Genomic DNA, 19364 nt, shown 5'->3' on the forward strand with positions numbered 1-19364 from the left:
AGAGAACATCCTGAATGTCGGGAAGCAGCCGGAAACTGTGAAGCCGGGTTGTGGAATTTAAGCAAGCGGGATTTGTAGCGCCGGGCATTCCGGGTTTTCCATTGTCATTGCGCTGGGGTCTTTTAGCGTAGCGTCATTTTCAGGAGCCGAATAATGACGGGGCAACGATGCGCGGATTGAAATGGTTAACCGGCAGGAACGTAAAGGCGGGTGCGGGATGCCTGGCCGAGCCAGAGCAGCACGGACGCAATGCCGCTGATTCGGCAGGCTTTCAACCGTTAAAAACCGGCGCTGTGCTGCTACAGACGGATGAACGCCGTCGTCTTATCCGCGTGCTGACGGAGAACAGTCCGCTGTCAATGCCGGTCACGGAAGCTTGGTGGCTGCGACCGCTGGAGGAGATGGCTGCCCGCGTACAGGAGTGCCCGGCGGCCTGGAACGGGCCGTTTTCCGGCCCCGGCGGGTTTACTGACCTGAGCCTGAACGTGGCGACGCGGGCAGTGAGACTGGTGCGCGGCATGATGCTGCCGCCGGGTGCCACGCCGGAGGAACAGGCGGAGCAGGGGGCTGGCTGGGCCTGCGCCCTGTACTGGGCCGGGCTGTTTCATCACCTTGAATGGCTCACGCAGATGGAAGGGGCAACGAAAGGCGGGCGACCTTGGTATCCGGGGCTTAACGTACCCGCAGACCAGTGGCGGGTGCGCCCGAAAGCGTCTCCGGCCGGAGGAATGAGCGCCATGTATATGGCCATCCGCCTGCTGCCCGCAGAGGGGCTGATTTGGTTGCAGAGGTGGCCTGCTATCTTTGACAGCCTGCTCGGTTTCCTTACCGGAAGCAGGGCGGGATCTGCCCTGCTGAACAGTATCGTCAGCGACGCACGCAACAGCTGCGGTTTTACCGGAGGCACGGTTACCGATGTACCGCCTCCGGCTGGAGTCAGTCCGGTCATGAACGTTCCGGAAACAGGCCATACCCCCCCGAAACTATATAAAAACGAAGCCTTGCCATTGTCCAGTGTCAGCAGTGCTTTGCCCGTTGAAAATCATATTGTTACAACTCCCCAGCCATATACTCAGTCTGCGGAAAACAAGGTGCATCCCCAGGTGGTTAACAGCCTTGTTTCCGATACTGCGCTGTTGTCAGCGCTGGGCAGCGAAGAGAGCATTCCAGCAGATAACGAAAGTGACGATCGGCAGCAGCAGGTGCCCGGCGAAAACCTGATGTCCATGCTGGATCTGATGGCAGAGGGGCGGCCCCTTCCGTCAGCTGATGAGGCACCGATGCTGCCGGAGTCAGCGCCGGCAGGGGAAGAGAGCATCAGCGAAGTCAGTCGGCAGGAGAGTGGTAAGACGGAAATAACGGACGGCGAGAGATTTCTGCAGTGGCTCAGGCAATCCGTCACCGACGGCACGCTTTCCGTTAACGAAAGTGACAGCGTGCTGCACATTCTGGCCAGGTTTATTTTTGTCGCCTCACCGGACATTTTTTATAAGTACCTGTCATCGGCAGGTGATGATATTCAGGATAAAAATCAGCTACAGAAAAGTTTTGAAGCGCTCTCTGTCCATCATTCACGAAATGGAAAGGGGCTTTATCATTACCATAAATACGACGAGCCGGATAAAAGCGGACGCTTTATAAAAGTGTCAGGTTACATGATTGAGACTAATCTTATTTTCAGGAAAGGGAGTTGTCCGCCGGACAGTATATGGCTTTCACCAAGAAGTTAATGCGTAAAGCATTAGTGAAAAAACGAGGGATTTATGGCTGATGTGATGACGTTTGATGATGTATTGATTGACTATTTTTTCAGTAAGTCTCTGCGCCCTGCGACAGAGTGGAGCTACAGAAAAGTGGTTAAGTCTTTCATCAGCTTTGCAGGTAATGAAGTAGCGCCTGAAGAAGTAGATAAAAAACTGGTTCTGCATTGGCGACGCAAGGTCATTATTGAAGACGGACTCACTAAAATCACATGGAATAATAAGCTGACGCATATGCGCGCCATTTTTAACCATGCTATTACGCAGGGGCACATCTCTCAAAGGGAAAATCCGTTTAATGGCACCGTTGTCCGGCCAGATGTCAAACGCAAGAAAACTCTCAACGATGCACAGATTAAAAAAATATACCTGCTTATGGAGGCACGAGAGGCTGAAGAGCGGACGGGTAGGGTTGGCGCATGTAAGAATGCGCTAAGGCCAGCCTGGTTCTGGATGACGGTTGTGGACATATTACGCCGGACCGGGATGAGGCAGAATCAGTTGCTGCATATACGCCTCTGTGACGTTAATTTCGAACACAACTGGATCAGCCTTCGCCCGGAAGGGGCAAAAAACCATCGTGAGCACCGTGTGCCCATCACAACACACCTGCGACCACGACTGGAAAGGCTTTATGACCAGTCAGTCGGGCGGGGGGCAAAGATGGCCGACCAGCTATTTAATATCTCACGCTTTGACGGACGCAGGAAAGAAACCAGCGAGAATATGGATCATCCGCCTTTACGCGCCTTTTTCAGGCGTCTTTCTAATGAGTGCGGATTTGTGGTAAGCCCGCATCGTTTCAGACACACGATTGCCACGAACCTGATGAGCTTACCCGACCGGAACCTCAAGATGGCGCAGGATCTGTTAGGGCACTCCACACCAGCCGTTACGCTGCAATATGTCGAGAGTGATATTGAAAAGGTGAGGTTCGTGCTGGAACAGCTCGATGCATCCTAAGGAAAATCTCAAGTCGGATCTAAGCGTTTGTTTATAAAAATGGAAAAAAAGAAGAGGAAAGCTTTACAAAATATTGACACTGAGAGGAGGAGAGGGTAAATACGTTCATGAAAGTTTTTTTAATGGATGTGAAAAACCCGGAGGATGCTACAACATCCTCCAGACTTTTCAGTCCCGTGTTTAACTGTGGTGTGGTAAGCAAAGTACCATCATCAAGTTGGGGACCATTTTACATGCCCGTCAGGAGTTTAATCTCTTAACGAACAGGCTCTGAAGATGGTGCCCGGACTCGGAATCGAACCAAGGACACGGGGATTTTCAATCCCCTGCTCTACCGACTGAGCTATCCGGGCAACGGGGCGCATTAAACCTTATGGCACCGCAGGCGTCAACGGCTTTATAGACATAAGCCGTCTGGTTGCACCCTTTTTCACCAAATACTACCCATACAGCACGTCATAGCGCTTTATCTGTGCAAAAGTCGGGCGCTTGTCTTCGTGCTGTCCTACAAAACCCTGGAAGAGATCGACAAACGTTAACCGCTCTAGTGCAGCAGGGTGGTATCGATCCGCAGGTTACTTTCCCCACTTTTCACGGATACAGGAACAAACCTGTGTGCCGTAGTGGGGCATGCAGATTCCCCGCATCTTCGCTCTGAACGGCATGGTGAGTTTCACAGCTCGACATCGAAGCCAATCAGCACTTTGGAAAAGTAATAAGCCATATATTCTTCCGTCATCCTGAAAAATGGAGGGAGCAATAAAATTTCCTTTTTTTTCATGGAAAAAAGTAAAAGCCCCGCTAATTCTGCTTCCGTAATTATCCGCTTAATATGTGAGCGTGATACACCACATTTGGCTGAAATCTCCGCGAGAGAAACAGAAACGATATTACCATGAGGTTTTTTTTCAACGTTACAATAAAGATTCAGTAAAATCATATGACCCGCATCTTTCAATATGAATATATCAATATTGGCAGCGCATTCGAAATCAAATAACCCGTTGTTTATAATTGCTGAATAATTATGGAAAAAATCATTAAGAGAGTTACTTTCCTCTACTCTTGTTTTAAGTGACAGTTCCGGGCTTAGGTAATCAAGTGGGATAACCATAGTCTTAATAAGATTGAGTGTTTCATTCAACCCTTTATCAGTAACGACAAAGGATTGTTTTCTATGATCGTCATTCAGAGTCCGTGTTTTTATTCTTCGACTCACTTTTAAAAAGGTGAGAAAGTTGGAAACGGTATTATCACTTAACATCTCTAATAACATGAATTTTCTCTTAACTTCTGCCAATAAGGGAGGGGAGGAAGTGAAGAATTCAATGACTAAAATGGTAGATAATACAAAGCGATGGTTTTTAAATATCGTTTTGTAAAAAAGTTTGTTCTTACTGTAAGAGTATGATATTGAATGGTAGTGTAGGAAAATGGATTTTTCGAACTTATTGTCATTAAAAGATTTTATTGCTTCTATGTGCTTTTCCATTTTCATAATGATTAACGCTTTTTCATTCATATGCTTTCCTTATGGTGTTTCCTGTTTGTAGGAAAAAGGTTAAAAAACCGGATGTAATTCCATCCGGCCTGTAAATAAGAGGTGGTTGTATAGGGTGAGGCTCGAAAAGTAAAAAGCACAATTACATTAACATTAAATTGTAAGGTTTCTTGTAAAAAATCCCCGGAGGTAACTCTTTGTTGAAATTGCTGTTTTATGCCGATCCGCTGATTAGGATCATCTTTATGTTAAGTTCAGCGTTATCTTTCACCAACAGTTTGTGATTCATATTCTTCAGATGGCAGTAAGCCGTTTTATGATTGATGTGCAGCTCATCAGAAATCATTGTAGTACTGTATTTAGCCATAAGAAGTAGAAGGATTTTGTTTTCGACCATTGTCAATGGCTTAATAGAGCACTGTTCGGGATGAGTAGCAAACACGTTATGCAATATTTCATAAGCTTCTGCAAGTTCTGTAGATAACTTTATGAAGGTTATTGGCCTGACATTAAGGCCACAAAAAATTCTTTCTTTAAGATCTGAACATAGCATCACGACTCGGTCATAATGACCATCCTGTAGGTAATGATAGGCTGACTGGTAGACTGAGTTGCTGGTATTGATGATAATCAGCAGTTTATGACCTTTCTTTTTCGTGTATTTAATATTGAATCTCATATTCCTTAATAATGCATAGATGCCTTCAGATACAATGAAATCATCCGATTTTATTGTGATGCTCACCCCTTCCCGGCAGGTTATCGACGTTGTTCTCATAGTTAAATCTTCATTTTTTGATGAGTGTTAATAATTATTAGTGTTGTGTCATTGCAGTTTCTTTATATTCAATGGCGCCGCTATCCGTTATATAGTAAAACTTTGCAATACCCCCGGTAAATTTCTCTGCGGGTTCACTTAAATAGTAACGCTTGCTGCTTTTGGGATAGGCCATCATGTCCATCTCGCCGCGCGCTTTAATTTCTTTTTGTGCTAAAACCAAATAAAGGTCAGTAAAAGAAATATGGTAGGGTGTTGGGTTGTGACACTCTATAAAGCTGCCATGCTGATCTTGTCCGGCAGAAAAACTCATCCTGCTCGCGATATCATCGATTTTCGCAAGCGTTGCCGGGCGATAAAATATTTTTATCTGCGTATTCATTGTCATGGTTAAATGTGAATGCTGCTCATTACGTTTATCGACCGGTGGAACTTCGTAAATATTTAACCAGTATACGGATTCGCGATCGCCAGGCAGCTGATTATCATTATAGGTGATCCTGATCCCCTGCATCTGCTTTGGCTCCAGACGGAAAATGGCAGGGGTAACAATAAACGGTGAGTCCGGGTAGTCTGATGAACCACGGCCGTCATCACTCCATGTTTGAACAATCACCGGCCAGGGGTTGGTATTAACCAGCATAAGTGAGCGTTCACGGTTGTTCTCCGCGTAAATAACCCGCGTTTTCTCGGCAAGTATTCCGGCAAATGCTTCGCCACAAGCGAAAATGGTCACCAATATGAGGCAAAATACCGCCATCGTTTTTCTTATTTTCATTGCATTTTTACCACGACGTAGGCCGTTGCATAGACTTTACCCGGCGTGACGTCAGCGCCCGGCAGTTTAACCAGTCTGGCGGTCATAGACTGATTGTAAGTTGTGTACCCGGTGGCATTGTTGCCAATGGCATTGCTGCCGTTCAGCACGGGATACCAACCGGCGGCATTCCCGCCTGGGGTTGTCATCGACAGCGTGCCGGCCTGCCCGACAAAATTCATATTCGTCCCCTGGCTGTTACGCAGAGCAATCCCAACGCCTTTAGCCATGTCACTGGCATAATAATTATCTGATACCAGATACGATACGCCGCCGCTGGAATTGACCAGTCCGAGGCGCTGCGCTGCGCTCCAGGCCCCATAAGAGACCTGGAATCCTATTGCCGTTTGCATGCTGTTAACACCCGAGCTTGCCGCATTGCTGCATTCAATCTGCACGGAAAAATCAGCGCTTGTACTCTCTCCCGATTGCAGTCTGGCTGCCGAAATACCGGGCAGTATCACCACCGGCGTCACGTTACGGGCTACGCAGCTTGACGTTTGAAACAGTGAATTGGACGCCCGCATGCCATAGCCAATCCCGTTGGATGCGAACCAAAAGTTGAATCTGTAAGCGCTATCTTCGCCAGGTTTGTCCCGTCCGAATGAAAACGACACGTTGCTTTCACCAGATAGCTGGATATACGCATTAGGCTGATTGCAGGTGTAGTTGGTTCCCGTGGAACCGGCGAAACCCAGACCGCCGTTTCCCGATCCGCAAAACATAGAGGCTGCTGCGCTTGCGGGTAGTGAACTGATTTTATACAGTTCGGCCTGCATCGGCGGAATATCCTGTAGGCGGATTTGTATCTTGCCATTGCTGGTTGTTGCGTAAGTGCCGATGGGAATTTTTTTCCAGTAGCGCGTGACCGTATTACCGGCCATTGTGAGCTTAAGGCCGGTATAACTGAACCATGTGGCATAGACGTCTTGCAGCCCATCTGGTCCCCCTATATCGTAGAATCCACCCACCCGATCGTCACCATTAGTGGCAACAAGAAAATAGATTGAGCTGAGATCGGCCCGATCGCATTCAAACAGCACGCTGGACGCATTGGCACCCGCGTAGTTGTAGCTGGTCGGCGGTATGACCACACTGCTTAGCAGAGTACCGGGCGGCTGCAAATAGTTATCACTGAGGTTAATTTTCCCGAAAGGGATTATGGCGGTTGCAGTATCTCCTACTTGTCCAGCGCTGGTGCGGGTACATGTCGCCTGCACGGTGGCGGAAAGCATCAGTAGTGCGATGACGACAGACATAACAGAAAATTTTCTCATTGGGTCACCTCGAAAAATTGAGTATTAGCGGCGGCATTGAGCCGTTTTTCTGCTGAGTTTTTTTGCGATATCCGTTGATGAAAGGTGATAGCGGAGATGGCATTGCTCATCGCTGTTTTCGCCCCATTTCACGATTAAGTTGTCATCTCTCTTATCCGTTCGCAGGTAGAGTTGGCCATTTTGAGCAACCATTCCCGTCAGCGCGCCCGAGCTGTCGATCACATCGGCTCCCAGGGGTACCGATTGACCCTCTTCCCGTATTGCTTTGATAATCAGGGCCGTACCGGTTCGCGTTTTGAACGTTATTTTTACCGTTGCCCCAGGCAGCGGAGCGATTCGCCGTTCGTTATTCATTAGCTCAACGTCATCCGCCATTCCCTGAGGATTCAGCGTAAGCATGTTATAGCGATAGGGAACTAGCGCGGGCACCAACGTATATCCATCATCGTTTATCACCGATTGTTTTGAGTTGAACATGGTTGCACCACTGGCACCTTTAGCTTCAACAAGGGCGAATGTGTCCCCCAGCCAGGGGCCGAATGTGACGCCTCCTCCATGAACAGCAAGTGCGCCCTGAGCCATAGCGGATGCCTGCCAGTAGTTTTGCCCACGAGAGGCGTTAATGCCCAGGTTTGCTTTGCTAGTTGATTTTTGTAATCCGCCGTTGATCGTTGTCTGGCTATTATTCCGGCTGTGCTGTGCGCCTACATTATAATTAACCGCCTGGTCATCGCCGATGGAGCCTGAAGCACTGCTTTGATACCGATCGCCGGAGCTTGAGGAGTGCGTCCAGCTGCTGTTGACTGACGACACGCGATTGTTGGTGAAGGCCAGCGGAATGGATAATGACAGCGAGGTGATCGTCTCTGAACTTCTTCGACTGCTGCTTCCCGTGTCGGTAAACTGTTTTCCCAACGACAGGTTATAAGAGATCCCGTTATTAAGGCTGTCGCTGTAACCCAGCTGTAGCTGGGTATCCTTATTTTTGCTATTACGATATGTCTGTAACGATCCTGAGATGAAAAGGTTGCCGTATTCTGCCAGGCCCTGACTCATGGAAATATCGTATCGTGACTGCTGTTGATAACTGGCAGAGCTCCAGCTTTTGTCATTGTTGAACGATCCGCGCAGGCCAAGAACATCGCTAAGATCGCGATAGCCGGAGGTTGAATAACGAAAGCTGGCCAGCGAGAGCGTGGTGTTCGTTGGCTGGAACGTTTTGCTATAAGAGATGTGCGACATCCAGCCATTCACCTCATCGCTACCGGGTAATTTTGCCCGTGAGGCGGTAAGATCGAGACCCAAAGCGCCGAGATAACTGCCGTATACGCCACCGACAACGGCAGAGGTGTATCCCTCTGCCAGGCGTAACCCGCTGTTAATCGTGACGCTATTGCTAAGGCCGTACTGCCAGGTCAGATCGCCAAAAGGGCTTTTTTCGCCGTTGTCTCTGGTCTTACCTACCGCCAGATCAAAGTGTGAAACGCCCGGCCGCATCGACTCCGGCACGGCGGAAAAGGGCACGCTAAAGCGGCTGGTTCTACCTTCCGCGCCCGTAATCTCAACCTCCAGATCGCCGCTATAGCTGGTAGGATAGAGGTCATTAATGGCGAAAGAGCCAGGCGACACGGTGGTCTGATAAATTTGCTGACCGTTTTGTGAGATGGTGACTTTAGATGTCGTTGTTGCCACTCCGCGCACGACCGGGGCATAGCCTCTCATTGAATCGGGCAGTATCCGGTCCTCCGTTGAGATATTGATCCCGTTATAATTTAACCCGGAGAAGAAGCGGCCCGCCGTGATAAGTTCACCTGCGCTAAGCTGGCTGCTCATCGCGGGTAAAGGGCGCTGTACGTAACTGCGCACTCTCTGCCAACGCGTTCCCTGCTGCTGACTCCAATTGAGGTTTGAAAGTTGCCTGAACTGCCATGCCCCCATGTTGATGCCGCCATTAAGGGATAACCAGGCTGAATCCTGGTTTTTCAGATCGTTGTTGGAATAAGAGACGTGATAGTAATTGGTCAGATAATTGATAAAACCAATAGAAGCCCCGGCATCGAGATTGTCAGGTGAGACATACCCCTGTGGCAGGTTGATCATTTCGCCTTGTGGAATGGACAAATCCAGCCGCAGCTGTTGCCGATTAAAACGACTGACACCCCCCTTAGAAACGTCTTTTAATTCTACGCACTGTGTGCTTTTTTGTTTCTCGGTTAGCCGTGACGAATCAAATTTTATGCCCGCATGTTGCAACGTGCGGATATCAAAACAAGGCGTGACTTTGTCATCCGGTTGCAAAATGAAATGAACATCAGCCCGCTCTATAAACGTCCCATTGGTATAAATATCGGTTTTATAGTTTCCGGGTTCAATTGAGCCGGACTGTGACAGACGTGAAAAAGTGGCCTCGCTGAGATTTTTACCCTGGAAAAGAGCTGGATCAAAATAAAAATTGTTGGTTGCATCATTGTGTTCCATTTGAGCTGCCGATACGGAAAAAGTTGTTGGCGTTGTCAAAATGAATACAACAAATCTCCGGAGTATCAACATGATATCTACCTTAATCCTTTAAGCTAATTCATTTCCATTTCAGTATTCAGACTTGCACCATAGTCGTTTACCGTAACCACTTTGATTTTTTCACCACGGGCAACGTTACCCGTGGCGGGCAGCAGCCTGACTGCTTTTTCTGATTTCGGAGCAATCATCACAGACTCGACAAGAGGAATATCTTTGCCGTTATGCCGGGCTGAAAGGGTTTGCAAATTGATATAGTAAGGCGTGGGATTTTTCAGTAGCAGATTTTTATCTCTGGCCTGAATAATTAACTCCGTAACACTTTTTTCTGGACTGCCATTTAGACCGGCAGGGCGATAAAAAATCTTGATCTTGCTGGTGATGGCGAGCAAAAGTTTATTCTGGTCGTTATCTTTTTTATCTAATGCCGGGATCTGGCTAAATGAGAGATAAAAAACGGATTCACGATCCTCTGGCAGGCTTCCTTCCAGCCGGTTCAGGCGTACTGACTGACCGCTGTAAGGTTCCATTCTGGAAAACGGCGGCAAAATGATAAAGGGAACATCTTCGTCTTTTTCACCTTCACCGTCCGGCGTTTTACTAACGCTAAGCTGTAGTACATAGGGCACCGGATCCGGATTGGTAAACTGAAGCGTCTTTTCTTTGCTGTCAGCGGGAAAGATGATGCGCGTGCCGGTCATTACGATACTTGCATGGGCGCTGGCAAGAAAAAGAAGAGTCGCGGGTAGACACCACAGTATGTTTTTCATTGGGGAACCTACAAAAAATGAATGTTAAGGATCCCGGCTTTTGACCGCCGGGAAACTTATTACAGATAGCTCAGGGTATATTCCGCCACTGCGGTGACAGCACCAGCGGTTGGGGCGCTGCTAAGTGAATAGTACTGCGCACCAAAATCGTAGCTTGCGCTGGTTTCATTCTGTTTCAGTACCAGTCCGGGTACTGCGGTTGGCCCATTCAGATTCACCGGGCCTGAACCATCACTTTTTTGTGTGAGTTGGATACCTACCCCCACCGCCGGGCTGGCTGTCGCCAGGTTGCCAAGTACTCCCGTGGCACTGTCGACGCTGTGACCCAGAAATTTAGTCTTAATCGCCGTATCACCGCTGGAAACGGCGGTGCAATTGCTGATGGCAACGGTAAAGGGGGTTACCCCTGTTGCTTTACCCGCGCTACCGGTTAAATCAGCCAGGTTGGCCGTTGGCAGCATCACTACGGCATTAGGCGTACCATTAATGCTGACCGTACAGGTTTGCGAACTGACTTCACCTTGAAAGGTGACGGTATTTTGAGCAAGTGCGGGCATCGTTATAATGCAGCCTGCCATCAGTGCTGGCGCGATGATTGAGCGATGCATTTTCATGCTGACTCCTTTTTAAAATGTTGATGCGTTATGAATATTGTTATGTGATCCCCATAAGCATTAGATGGGATATAAACAAAATGAGTTAACTTGCTTAAGGACGTGCCTGATAAATGAATGATAAAACCACTTAGTTGGCTGGATTATTTTTTTTCAAAAAATGGAAATGAGACGCAAATGGCTCAATTATTTTCCTGAAATAGATACCTAAAACAATAAATATCTGTTTCTTTTATTTACCAACGCTAAGGTGTTGACTATTTAACATTAGGAATAATCCTATGTCAACGATCGCCGCTGTCCATTTTTGGGGGTATTTCTATGATTTTCAGCGTAATTAATTCTAAATTGTTTTTTTTAAACTGATTGATTGCTATTTTCAGGTTTCACTTTCGATCTCTATATTGGCGTATTGATAAGGTTTAACTTTTTGAAATATATGCGTTAATTTGCATGCTTTTTCTCGGCTTCCCATGCTCTGGTTGGCGAGTGTGTACAAGTGTCGGTATTTATCGTCTGGGTAAAAAAAGTATTTATGATTGTTGTGAAATTATTATCCGGCGAATTGAATTGAGATTAACACTATTTTTAAATGTCACTGGAATAAACTATTTCGACAGGATACTGAAAGGTTAAAGCATTTTCTTGGCCGGTCATCCTTAAAGAGAAGTCATAAGTTTCTGATCATAATTAATATGTCTATAAACGGTGAAGCAAATATAACAATCAGTTTGTTGATTATGAGTTGCTTATGATCATTTTTTTTACATATATGGAGACGGCGAGTAAGGTTGTACCCGCTGTCAAAAAATGCAATGATTGCGCAGCTTTATATGTCCCATTACACCGGTAAATCGAGGGGAACGTGATGGGCGATTTATTGCTCCTTACCTGTATTGATAAACGGCATGAAAAGCTGCTGTCCTGCCCGTCATCTTGCCGTGATGCCGTGATGATAAACTGCCTCTTTATACGGTGAGGCCCTTCAGCGCTCGATTGTTGGCCATGAGTAAAAACAGACGCGATCTGCTTTTACTGATGTCTACCAGGCTAAGCGGTAAACGATTCTGCTGAACACCAACTTGACAACATTCGCCGGGAATACGTGCGCTTGTTCGTATTCCTATTGCTGTGCCTATGGCACCCACTCATCCTTGAGCATTTGGGATTTGTGCTATGACCCCTTTGAAAATTGCAGCCAGCACGACCGTGGCTATTCACCTCCGTACCGGGCGCGAAGTCGTTACATTGGATAACACCGATTTTACCGATGTGGCGGCAGTGGTGCTTTCCGTCAGTGACTCCCGATCCGGTATGTTGGCCCTGTTACGTCATACCGGTTTTAATCTGCCGGTCTTTATCGCGTTGGACGATCCCTTGCAGGCGGTAGACTTGCCGCAGGTTGATGGCGTGCTGAACGGGGATGCTGATGATGCTGCAATACTGGAATCTGCCGCGGCAGAGTACCAGTCAAACCTGCTGCCACCTTTCTTTCAGACGCTGACGAAATATGTTGCGATGGAGAACAGCACTTTTGCCTGCCCAGGCCATCAGGGCGGTGGTTTCTTTAAAAAGCATCCGGCGGGGCGTCAGTTTTTCGACTTCTTTGGTGAGAATGTGTTCCGTGCTGATATGTGCAATGCCGATGTGAAACTCGGTGATTTGCTGATCCATGAAGGCTCCGCGAAACACGCGCAGAAATTTGCCGCTAAGGTGTTTAATGCAGACAAAACTTACTTTGTGCTGAACGGGACTTCCAGCGCTAACAAAGTGGTGACCAATGCGTTATTGACTCGCGGCGATCTGGTGTTATTTGACCGCAATAACCACAAATCAAATCATCATGGTGCGCTGATCCAGGCGGGAGCCACGCCGGTTTATCTTGAAACTGCACGCAACCCGTTTGGCTTTATCGGCGGTATTGACGCGCATTGCTTTGATGAAGCCTATATTCGTCAGCAGATTTCTCAGGTGGCAGCAGATCGCGCCGATGATGCACGCCCGTTTCGCCTGGCGGTGATACAGCTTGGTACTTACGATGGCACGGTTTACAACGCGCGTAAGGTGCTCGACAGCATTGGACATTTGTGTGATTACATTCTTTTTGACTCGGCGTGGGTCGGTTATGAGCAGTTTATCCCGGTGATGGCTGCCTGTTCGCCCCTGCTGCTCGACCTGCAACCTGACGATCCCGGTATTTTCGTCACGCAGTCAGTTCACAAGCAGCAGGCAGGGTTCTCTCAGACCTCTCAGATCCACAAGAAAGATAATCATATTCGCGGCCAGCAGCGTTTTTGCAGCCATAAACGCCTGAATAATGCCTTTATGCTGCATGCTTCTACCAGTCCTTTCTATCCGCTGTTTGCTGCATTGGATATCAATGCCAAAATGCATCAGGGCGAAGCGGGACGCCGGTTGTGGCACGAGTGTGTGATGCTGGGGATTGAAGCGCGTAAGGCCATTCTTGAACGCTGCACCATGATCAAGCCGTTTATACCTGACGAAGTTGACGGGCAGCCGTGGCAGAACGCGCCAAATGCGACTATCGCCAGTGATGCACGCTATTTCAGCTTTACGCCAGGGGCGCAGTGGCACGGCTTTTCTGGCTATGAGAAAGATCAATACCTGGTCGATCCTTGTAAGCTGCTGTTGACGACGCCGGGTATTGATGCCGCCTGCGGTAAATATGCCTCATTCGGTATCCCGGCGACTATCCTCGCCAACTATCTGCGTGAGAATGGCGTGGTACCGGAGAAGTGCGATCTGAATTCAATTCTGTTTTTGCTCACTCCGGCGGAGAGTGCAGAGAAGATGGCCCGGCTGGTGGCAAAGCTGGCGCAGTTTGAGCAGCATATTAAAGATGATGCGTTGCTACGCGACGTACTGCCGACGATTTATCGTAAAAATGCGCTTCGTTATAAAGATTATACCCTGCGCCGTTTGTGTCAGGAGATGCACGATTTATATGTCAGCCACGATGTAAAGGATCTGCAAAAGGCGATGTTCCGCCAACACACTCTGCCCCAGGTTGCGATGAACCCCCAGGATGCCAATATCGAATTCATCCGTGGTAACGTCGAACTGGTGCTTGTCTCGGAGGCCGCAGGGCGCATTGCTGCTGAAGGCGCACTGCCTTATCCGCCGGGCGTGCTGTGCGTGGTGCCAGGAGAAGTATGGGGCGGGGCGGTGCAGCGCTACTTCCTGGCGCTGGAAGAGGGGCTTAATCTGCTGCCGGGCTTCTCACCAGAGTTGCAGGGCGTCTATGCGGCAGCCGATGAAAACGGCATTAAGCGCTTGCAGGGGTATGTGATCGCTGAATAGCCTGGTGGGGCGACGAAAGCAGTCGCCCCTTTAACCCTGTGCTGAGGTGTAGCCGCTACCTTATCCCGTTGCTTGCGCATCTTCCCGCGCCTGGCGCACGATGGCTTTAGCGATCCACTTACCTATCTCCTGAAGCTCGTGGTTATCGCAGCCCCAGACATCCTTCATTACCAGAAAAATCTCTGAACCGTAAACCAGTGATAGCGCACGCACCACGCGATCGTTTAACTCCACACTCAATTCTTCCCTGAGAGGCTGCGTTACCAGCGACAGGATCGCCGTGCGATTACCGGGCTCTGGCCTTTCCTGTCGCGACGTAGCATCCGTGGACTGTAACTGCGCCCACTGCGTCAGAGAGAGATGTAGCGCGGCACGCAGCGTGCCTTCGTGCTTCAGCATATGTGGAAATGCGAAACTGAATAATTCATCAATGCGTGCAATCACATCCTGATGAGTGGGCTGCCAGTCTGCCATTGGGCTGAGTGTCGCGGCGACAATAGCTGAAACTAGCGCATTTTGCGTAGGGAAGTAACGATAGGCGGTGGCGCGTGACAGCTGCGCTTCCTGCGCGACTTCCGTGATCGACGGAAAGGCACCCCCGTCAAACAGTCTTATTGCGGTGTCAATTAGTAGGAGACGTGTTCTGGCACGCGTTCTCGTTAATGCCAGAGTGTCGGCGGAATCCCTCTGTTCCACGGTAACCTCATTTTCCATAATCAGTCAGCCTGTCCTAAGAATAGTAGCCAGTGCCACACCACTAACGGCGGCGATCGTCGGGATGGCGCTGCCTGCTATCCGTAATGGTAAAAGTCGCAAAGATCATTGCTATACTCACATTACGTTCAATAAATTTATCATTATTAATTGTGAAAACGTGAGAGCTATCTAAAAATTTCTCTCACTATCAAAACCATCTTCATTTTAATTCAAAAATATCAATGTCTTATTATTTTGTCTTGTGGGCGTTCTGGGTGGGGGGAATTATTATACAGGACTTTGTCGGGGGTTTTTGACAACAGATACTAAACTGAGATAACGGTTTTCTATGAAGAATTGATATGACGTCATTGGCGTAAAAGGTGAAACGGCGGACGTTTTATTTCAGTCTATTTCTGCGCAGTGTGTTATTACGTCATCCGCTATCGTGATGGTATGTAGAAGGTGGCGGACCTTGAGTGTCGGGTCCGCCATGATGAAAGGTGGGTGAGACTAGTAGCGGTGGTAGCCTTTCTGGGCGTTGTTCACTTTATTCAGGTAACGACGTGACTCGGCAGAAGGATGTTTGTTAGTCAGCGTTTGGTAGACCTCAGTAGGTGACAGGCCGTTAATCGCGCTGAAAGCACGATCTTTATCGCTGGAAAACACCCGTAGTACGCTACCCGCTCCGCCGTTATACGCGGTAATGACCGCATAGCGACGTGAGGTTGGGTTACTGATGCCGGCAAGATAGCTGCCCTGAAGCAAGGACAGATAGGCTGTTCCGGCATCGATGTTGTTTTCCGGGTCCAGCAGATAGCTGCGGCTGGGTTTGCCCCATTTCCCCTTCATGCGGAAAACGTCGAGACCGGCAGTATGCTGCACGACCTGCATCAGACCCAACGCATCAGCATGGCTTACCGCATAGGGGTTAAAGCTTGATTCAATCTGCATAATCGCCAGGATTAGCGACTGATCGACGCCGTAGCGCTCTGCGGCTTTGCGCACCATAGGCAGGTATTTATGTGCACGTTTATCGAGATGGTTTGGCACCATCGGGATGGTAACCGACCATATTGTATGCAGGCCGGAATTTCGACGTTGCAGTTTATTCTGGAGCAGGTAGTCAGCAAAACTGGCGGCGCGCCCCTGCCAGCGAATTGGCTGCCCGGTGTTATCCAGTACCTGGCCGTAAAGCAGCGGCTCCTTGCCGAGCTGAATATCATTGGCGTCAGAATAAAGGTCGACGTTACCGGGATCTTCGCCGATTAACAGAGTGGTAACGATCGCCTGACGCAGGCTGGCCGTTGGGTCGGTACCGGCGATGGTTTCAATGGTGATGCTACCGGCGTCAAAGTTAATATGGCTACGGGTATAGTATCCATCGCTGTACTTCACATAGTCTTTCGGACCTGCGATCAGTACTTCATTGATTCCCCAAATATTTTCGATGTTGTGGGCAAATTGTCCCATCAAGATATCAAAGGCGTTGGTGTCTTTAACCCACTCTTCATGGAAGACGTTAGGTTTCTTGCTGGAGCAGGAGATCAACAGCGGTGCAATAATTAGTAAAGAAATCAGTTTCTTGTTCATTTTCGTACATTGCCCACAAATTAGAAGGCCTCCTCATTGAGGCCCAATGCTTATTCTTCCGGCGGGGTATAACCTTCTATATGAACCTCATGGCCTTCAAACAGGAAATTAATCATCTCCTGTTCCAGCAATTTGCGGTCATCAGGGTTCATCATACTGAGTTTCTTTTCATTGATCAGCATGGTCTGTTTCGCCATCCATTTTGACCAGGCCTCTTTCGAAATCTCGTTAAAGATACGTTTACCGATTTCACCGGGGTATAGCTGGAAATCTTGTCCTTCGGCATCACGTTGCAGGAACGTGCAAAAAATAGTTCGGCTCATTTACTCTTCCTCTTCTGTCGCGCGAGCGCTCAGCGTCATTTGTTGTGGCTGGCGCAGCTGCTGTAGCAGGCGATCCACCGGTGCGGCCAGCCCCACGGCGGGCGGCTGCGCTAAGTTATACCAGAGACCTGCGCCATCATCCATTGCCACTCGGGCAGAAGGCAGATCCAGCCACATAGGCACAATATCCAGGTGGAAATGGCTGAAGGTATGGCGGAACGCATTCATCTGTTGCAGTTTACTGTCATCAATCCCACGGACGCGCAGTGCCGCGCGCAGCTCGGGCTCGGTAGCGTACTGCGGGAAACAGAATAACCCGCCCCAAAGCCCGACCGGGGGGCGCTGTTCCAGCCATACATCCTGGCCCTGCTGCATTAGCAGCAGCCATCCGCTGCGTTGAGGGATAGTCTGTTTGGGTTTTTTTCCCGGATACTGTGCCCAGCTGCCGTGTGCATATGCCATGCAGCCGTTATTCAGCGGGCAGATTTCACATTTTGGCTTGGAACGCGTGCATACCATCGCACCGAGATCCATCATCGCCTGATTAAACTGGCTAACGCCGTTGGCGGGAGTCACGTCTTCACTGATTTGCCACAGGCGTTTTTCCACCTCTTTTTTAGCTGGCCAGCCTGCTACGGCATAACAGCGAGCCAGCACGCGCTTGACGTTGCCATCAAGGATAGGAAAATGCTTACCCAGCGCCAGCGACAGGATAGCACCGGCAGTTGAGCGGCCAACGCCGGGCAGATCGGCGACTTCGGCAAAAGTTTGCGGGAAAATTCCACCATGCTTCTCAACCACGGTTTTCGCCGCCTTATGCAAATTGCGCGCGCGGGCGTAATAGCCGAGGCCGGTCCAGAGATGCAGCACTTCATCAAGCGGGGCGGCGGCCAGGTCGCTCACATCGGGGAAGCGCGCCATAAAGCGCTCGAAGTAGGGAATAACGGTGGCGACCTGCGTCTGCTGCAACATCACTTCAGATAGCCAGACTTTATAAGGCGTTTTTTCCAGCTGCCACGGCAAAGTTTTACGGCCATAGCGCTGATACCAGTCCAGTACCTGCTGTGAGAACTGCGATGCCTGCATAGTGTCTGTTTCCGCCCATCATTCAGATAAATCAGGCAGGGATTCCAGCACAGACAATAACCAGTGTAAACCGGTTATTCACTGCAATTTATGAATGGTGTGGGCGTACAGAGACTTCTGTGCAGACGGGGGCGATATTGCCAGCCAGCCCGGCCTTTATGTTTTCACTCCCGGAGGGCATAATGCCCGCTTTCTACAGTGCACAGTTGCAGGCAGAATCATGAAAAACGATGTTATCTCACCGGAATTTGACGAAAACGGTCGCGCTCTGCGCCGGATCCGCAGCTTTGTACGTCGCCAGGGCCGCCTGACCAAAGGTCAACAGCAGGCGCTGGATCAGTTGTGGCCGGTGATGGGCGTTGAGTATCAGCCGGAACCGGTGGATTTAACCGCTCTGTTTGGCCGGGAAGCCCCGCTGGTGTTAGAAATCGGCTTTGGTATGGGCGCATCCCTGGTCGCTATGGCTGCCAACAATCCACAGCAGAACTTCCTCGGTATTGAAGTGCATTCACCGGGCGTGGGTGCCTGCCTGGCAACGGCGCAAGAGGCCGGGGTGAATAACCTGCGCGTGATGTGTCATGACGCGGTAGAAGTGCTGAATACGATGATCCCGGATAACTCGCTGCGTATGGTACAGCTGTTTTTCCCGGACCCGTGGCATAAGGCGCGTCATAATAAACGGCGCATTGTGCAGGTGCCGTTCGCCGATCTGGTGATGCGTAAGCTGAAACTGGGCGGCGTGTTCCATATGGCAACCGACTGGGAAGCCTATGCGCAACATATGCTGGAGGTGATGAACAGCATCGACGGCTATAAAAACCAGTCACAAAGCGGCGACTGGGTTCCGCGCCCGGAATCGCGACCGCTAACGAAATTTGAGCAGCGTGGTCAGCGTCTTGGCCACGGTGTATGGGATCTGATGTTTGAGAGGGTTAAATAATGGCTACACAACGCAGTCGTCGTCTTCGCAAGAAAATGCACATTGATGAGTTTCAGGAGCTGGGTTTCGCTGTCGGCTTCACCTTCCCTGAGGGGAGCGACGAGAAGACCATCGACAGCACCGTTGATGCGATGATCGATGAAGTGATTGCCCCTAACGGACTGGCGTTTGACGGTAGCGGCTATTTGCAGTGGGAAGGTCTGGTCTGCCTGCAAAAAATCGGCAAATGCACGGATGAACATCGTGAGCTGGTGAAAAACTGGCTGGAAGCGCGCCAGCTGAATGACGTAAAAGTCACCGAACTTTTTGACGTCTGGTGGGACTAAGTATACCAGGACGCAGTTGAAAACCCCGGCGGAACCTAAAGCAGCGTCCGCCTGCGGGACATTCACCATCGTTTAACAGGGG

Annotated in this window: 16 protein-coding genes and 1 tRNA gene; 5 read left to right on the forward strand and 12 right to left on the reverse strand. The window is 49.4% G+C overall.

From position 1 onward, the window contains the following. The first annotated feature begins 167 nt into the window (after positions 1–167). Together EPIR_RS03115 and EPIR_RS03120 are read left to right on the forward strand one after the other, a co-directional pair. Positions 168–1730, forward strand: a complete 1563-nt coding sequence (locus EPIR_RS03115) for a TraI domain-containing protein (protein WP_023653846.1) — start codon at positions 168–170, stop codon at positions 1728–1730. 33 nt (positions 1731–1763) lie between these two features. Beyond that, entirely contained in the window at positions 1764–2723 is a 960-nt protein-coding gene (locus EPIR_RS03120) for a tyrosine-type recombinase/integrase (RefSeq protein ID WP_023653847.1), read from the forward strand. 277 nt (positions 2724–3000) lie between these two features. Here the strand turns inward: EPIR_RS03120 and EPIR_RS03125 are convergent. The 8 genes from EPIR_RS03125 to EPIR_RS03160 all read right to left on the reverse strand — a co-directional run bounded on the left by EPIR_RS03125 (position 3001) and on the right by EPIR_RS03160 (position 10997). After that, positions 3001–3076 (reverse strand) — tRNA-Phe (locus EPIR_RS03125). Between the two features lie 320 nt (positions 3077–3396). Continuing rightward, positions 3397–4245 carry a hypothetical protein gene (locus tag EPIR_RS03130; RefSeq protein WP_023653848.1) on the reverse strand — a complete coding sequence of 283 codons (849 nt, stop codon included), beginning with the start codon at positions 4243–4245 and terminating at the stop codon, positions 3397–3399. A gap of 193 nt (positions 4246–4438) precedes the next feature. Further along, on the reverse strand, positions 4439–5002 hold the full coding sequence (locus EPIR_RS03135; protein WP_084007830.1) for a LuxR C-terminal-related transcriptional regulator: 564 nt from the start codon (positions 5000–5002) through the stop codon (positions 4439–4441). Between the two features lie 37 nt (positions 5003–5039). After that, positions 5040–5780, reverse strand: coding sequence for a fimbrial biogenesis chaperone (locus EPIR_RS03140; protein WP_023653850.1), 741 nt, complete (start codon positions 5778–5780; stop codon positions 5040–5042). After that, on the reverse strand, positions 5777–7096 hold the full coding sequence (locus EPIR_RS03145; protein WP_023653851.1) for a fimbrial protein: 1320 nt from the start codon (positions 7094–7096) through the stop codon (positions 5777–5779). Before EPIR_RS03145 ends, EPIR_RS03140 begins: the two co-directional genes overlap by 4 nt. Before the next feature lie 24 nt (positions 7097–7120). Further along, on the reverse strand, positions 7121–9574 hold the full coding sequence (locus tag EPIR_RS03150; RefSeq protein ID WP_240987337.1) for a fimbria/pilus outer membrane usher protein: 2454 nt from the start codon (positions 9572–9574) through the stop codon (positions 7121–7123). Between the two features lie 95 nt (positions 9575–9669). Further along, entirely contained in the window at positions 9670–10383 is a 714-nt protein-coding gene (locus EPIR_RS03155; protein ID WP_023653853.1) for a fimbrial biogenesis chaperone, read from the reverse strand. Positions 10384–10442: 59 nt separating this feature from the next. Beyond that, complete coding sequence (locus EPIR_RS03160; RefSeq protein WP_023653854.1) at positions 10443–10997, reverse strand: fimbrial protein; 555 nt, start codon at positions 10995–10997, stop codon at positions 10443–10445. Positions 10998–12173: 1176 nt separating this feature from the next. On the opposite strand from EPIR_RS03160, the gene EPIR_RS03165 reads away from it, so the two are divergent. Then, positions 12174–14318, forward strand: a complete 2145-nt coding sequence (locus tag EPIR_RS03165; RefSeq protein WP_023653855.1) for an ornithine decarboxylase — start codon at positions 12174–12176, stop codon at positions 14316–14318. Positions 14319–14378: 60 nt separating this feature from the next. Here EPIR_RS03165 and EPIR_RS03170 read toward each other — a convergent pair whose 3' ends face one another. The 4 genes from EPIR_RS03170 to mutY all read right to left on the reverse strand — a co-directional run bounded on the left by EPIR_RS03170 (position 14379) and on the right by mutY (position 18016). Beyond that, positions 14379–15032: a TetR/AcrR family transcriptional regulator gene (locus EPIR_RS03170; protein WP_023653856.1), complete on the reverse strand. Its 654-nt coding sequence runs from the start codon at positions 15030–15032 to the stop codon at positions 14379–14381. A 495-nt stretch (positions 15033–15527) separates the two neighbouring features. After that, positions 15528–16607, reverse strand: coding sequence for a membrane-bound lytic murein transglycosylase MltC (gene mltC, locus EPIR_RS03175; RefSeq protein WP_023653857.1), 1080 nt, complete (start codon positions 16605–16607; stop codon positions 15528–15530). Positions 16608–16657: 50 nt separating this feature from the next. Next, positions 16658–16930, reverse strand: coding sequence for an oxidative damage protection protein (locus EPIR_RS03180; protein WP_023653858.1), 273 nt, complete (start codon positions 16928–16930; stop codon positions 16658–16660). Continuing rightward, on the reverse strand, positions 16931–18016 hold the full coding sequence (gene mutY / locus EPIR_RS03185; protein WP_023653859.1) for an A/G-specific adenine glycosylase: 1086 nt from the start codon (positions 18014–18016) through the stop codon (positions 16931–16933). It abuts the gene before it with no gap. 220 nt (positions 18017–18236) lie between these two features. Between mutY and trmB the strand changes: the two genes are divergently transcribed. Together trmB and EPIR_RS03195 are read left to right on the forward strand one after the other, a co-directional pair. Then, the gene (gene trmB / locus EPIR_RS03190; protein ID WP_048696778.1) at positions 18237–18956 is read left to right on the forward strand and encodes a tRNA (guanosine(46)-N7)-methyltransferase TrmB; all 720 of its coding nucleotides are present in this window, start codon (positions 18237–18239) and stop codon (positions 18954–18956) included. Beyond that, complete coding sequence (locus EPIR_RS03195) at positions 18956–19282, forward strand: YggL family protein (RefSeq protein WP_023653861.1); 327 nt, start codon at positions 18956–18958, stop codon at positions 19280–19282. The genes trmB and EPIR_RS03195 overlap by 1 nt, the downstream gene beginning before the upstream one ends. Positions 19283–19364 lie beyond the last annotated feature (82 nt).

Origin of the sequence: Erwinia piriflorinigrans CFBP 5888 (assembly GCF_001050515.1) — a bacterium.
Classification (GTDB): Bacteria; Pseudomonadota; Gammaproteobacteria; order Enterobacterales; family Enterobacteriaceae; genus Erwinia; species Erwinia piriflorinigrans.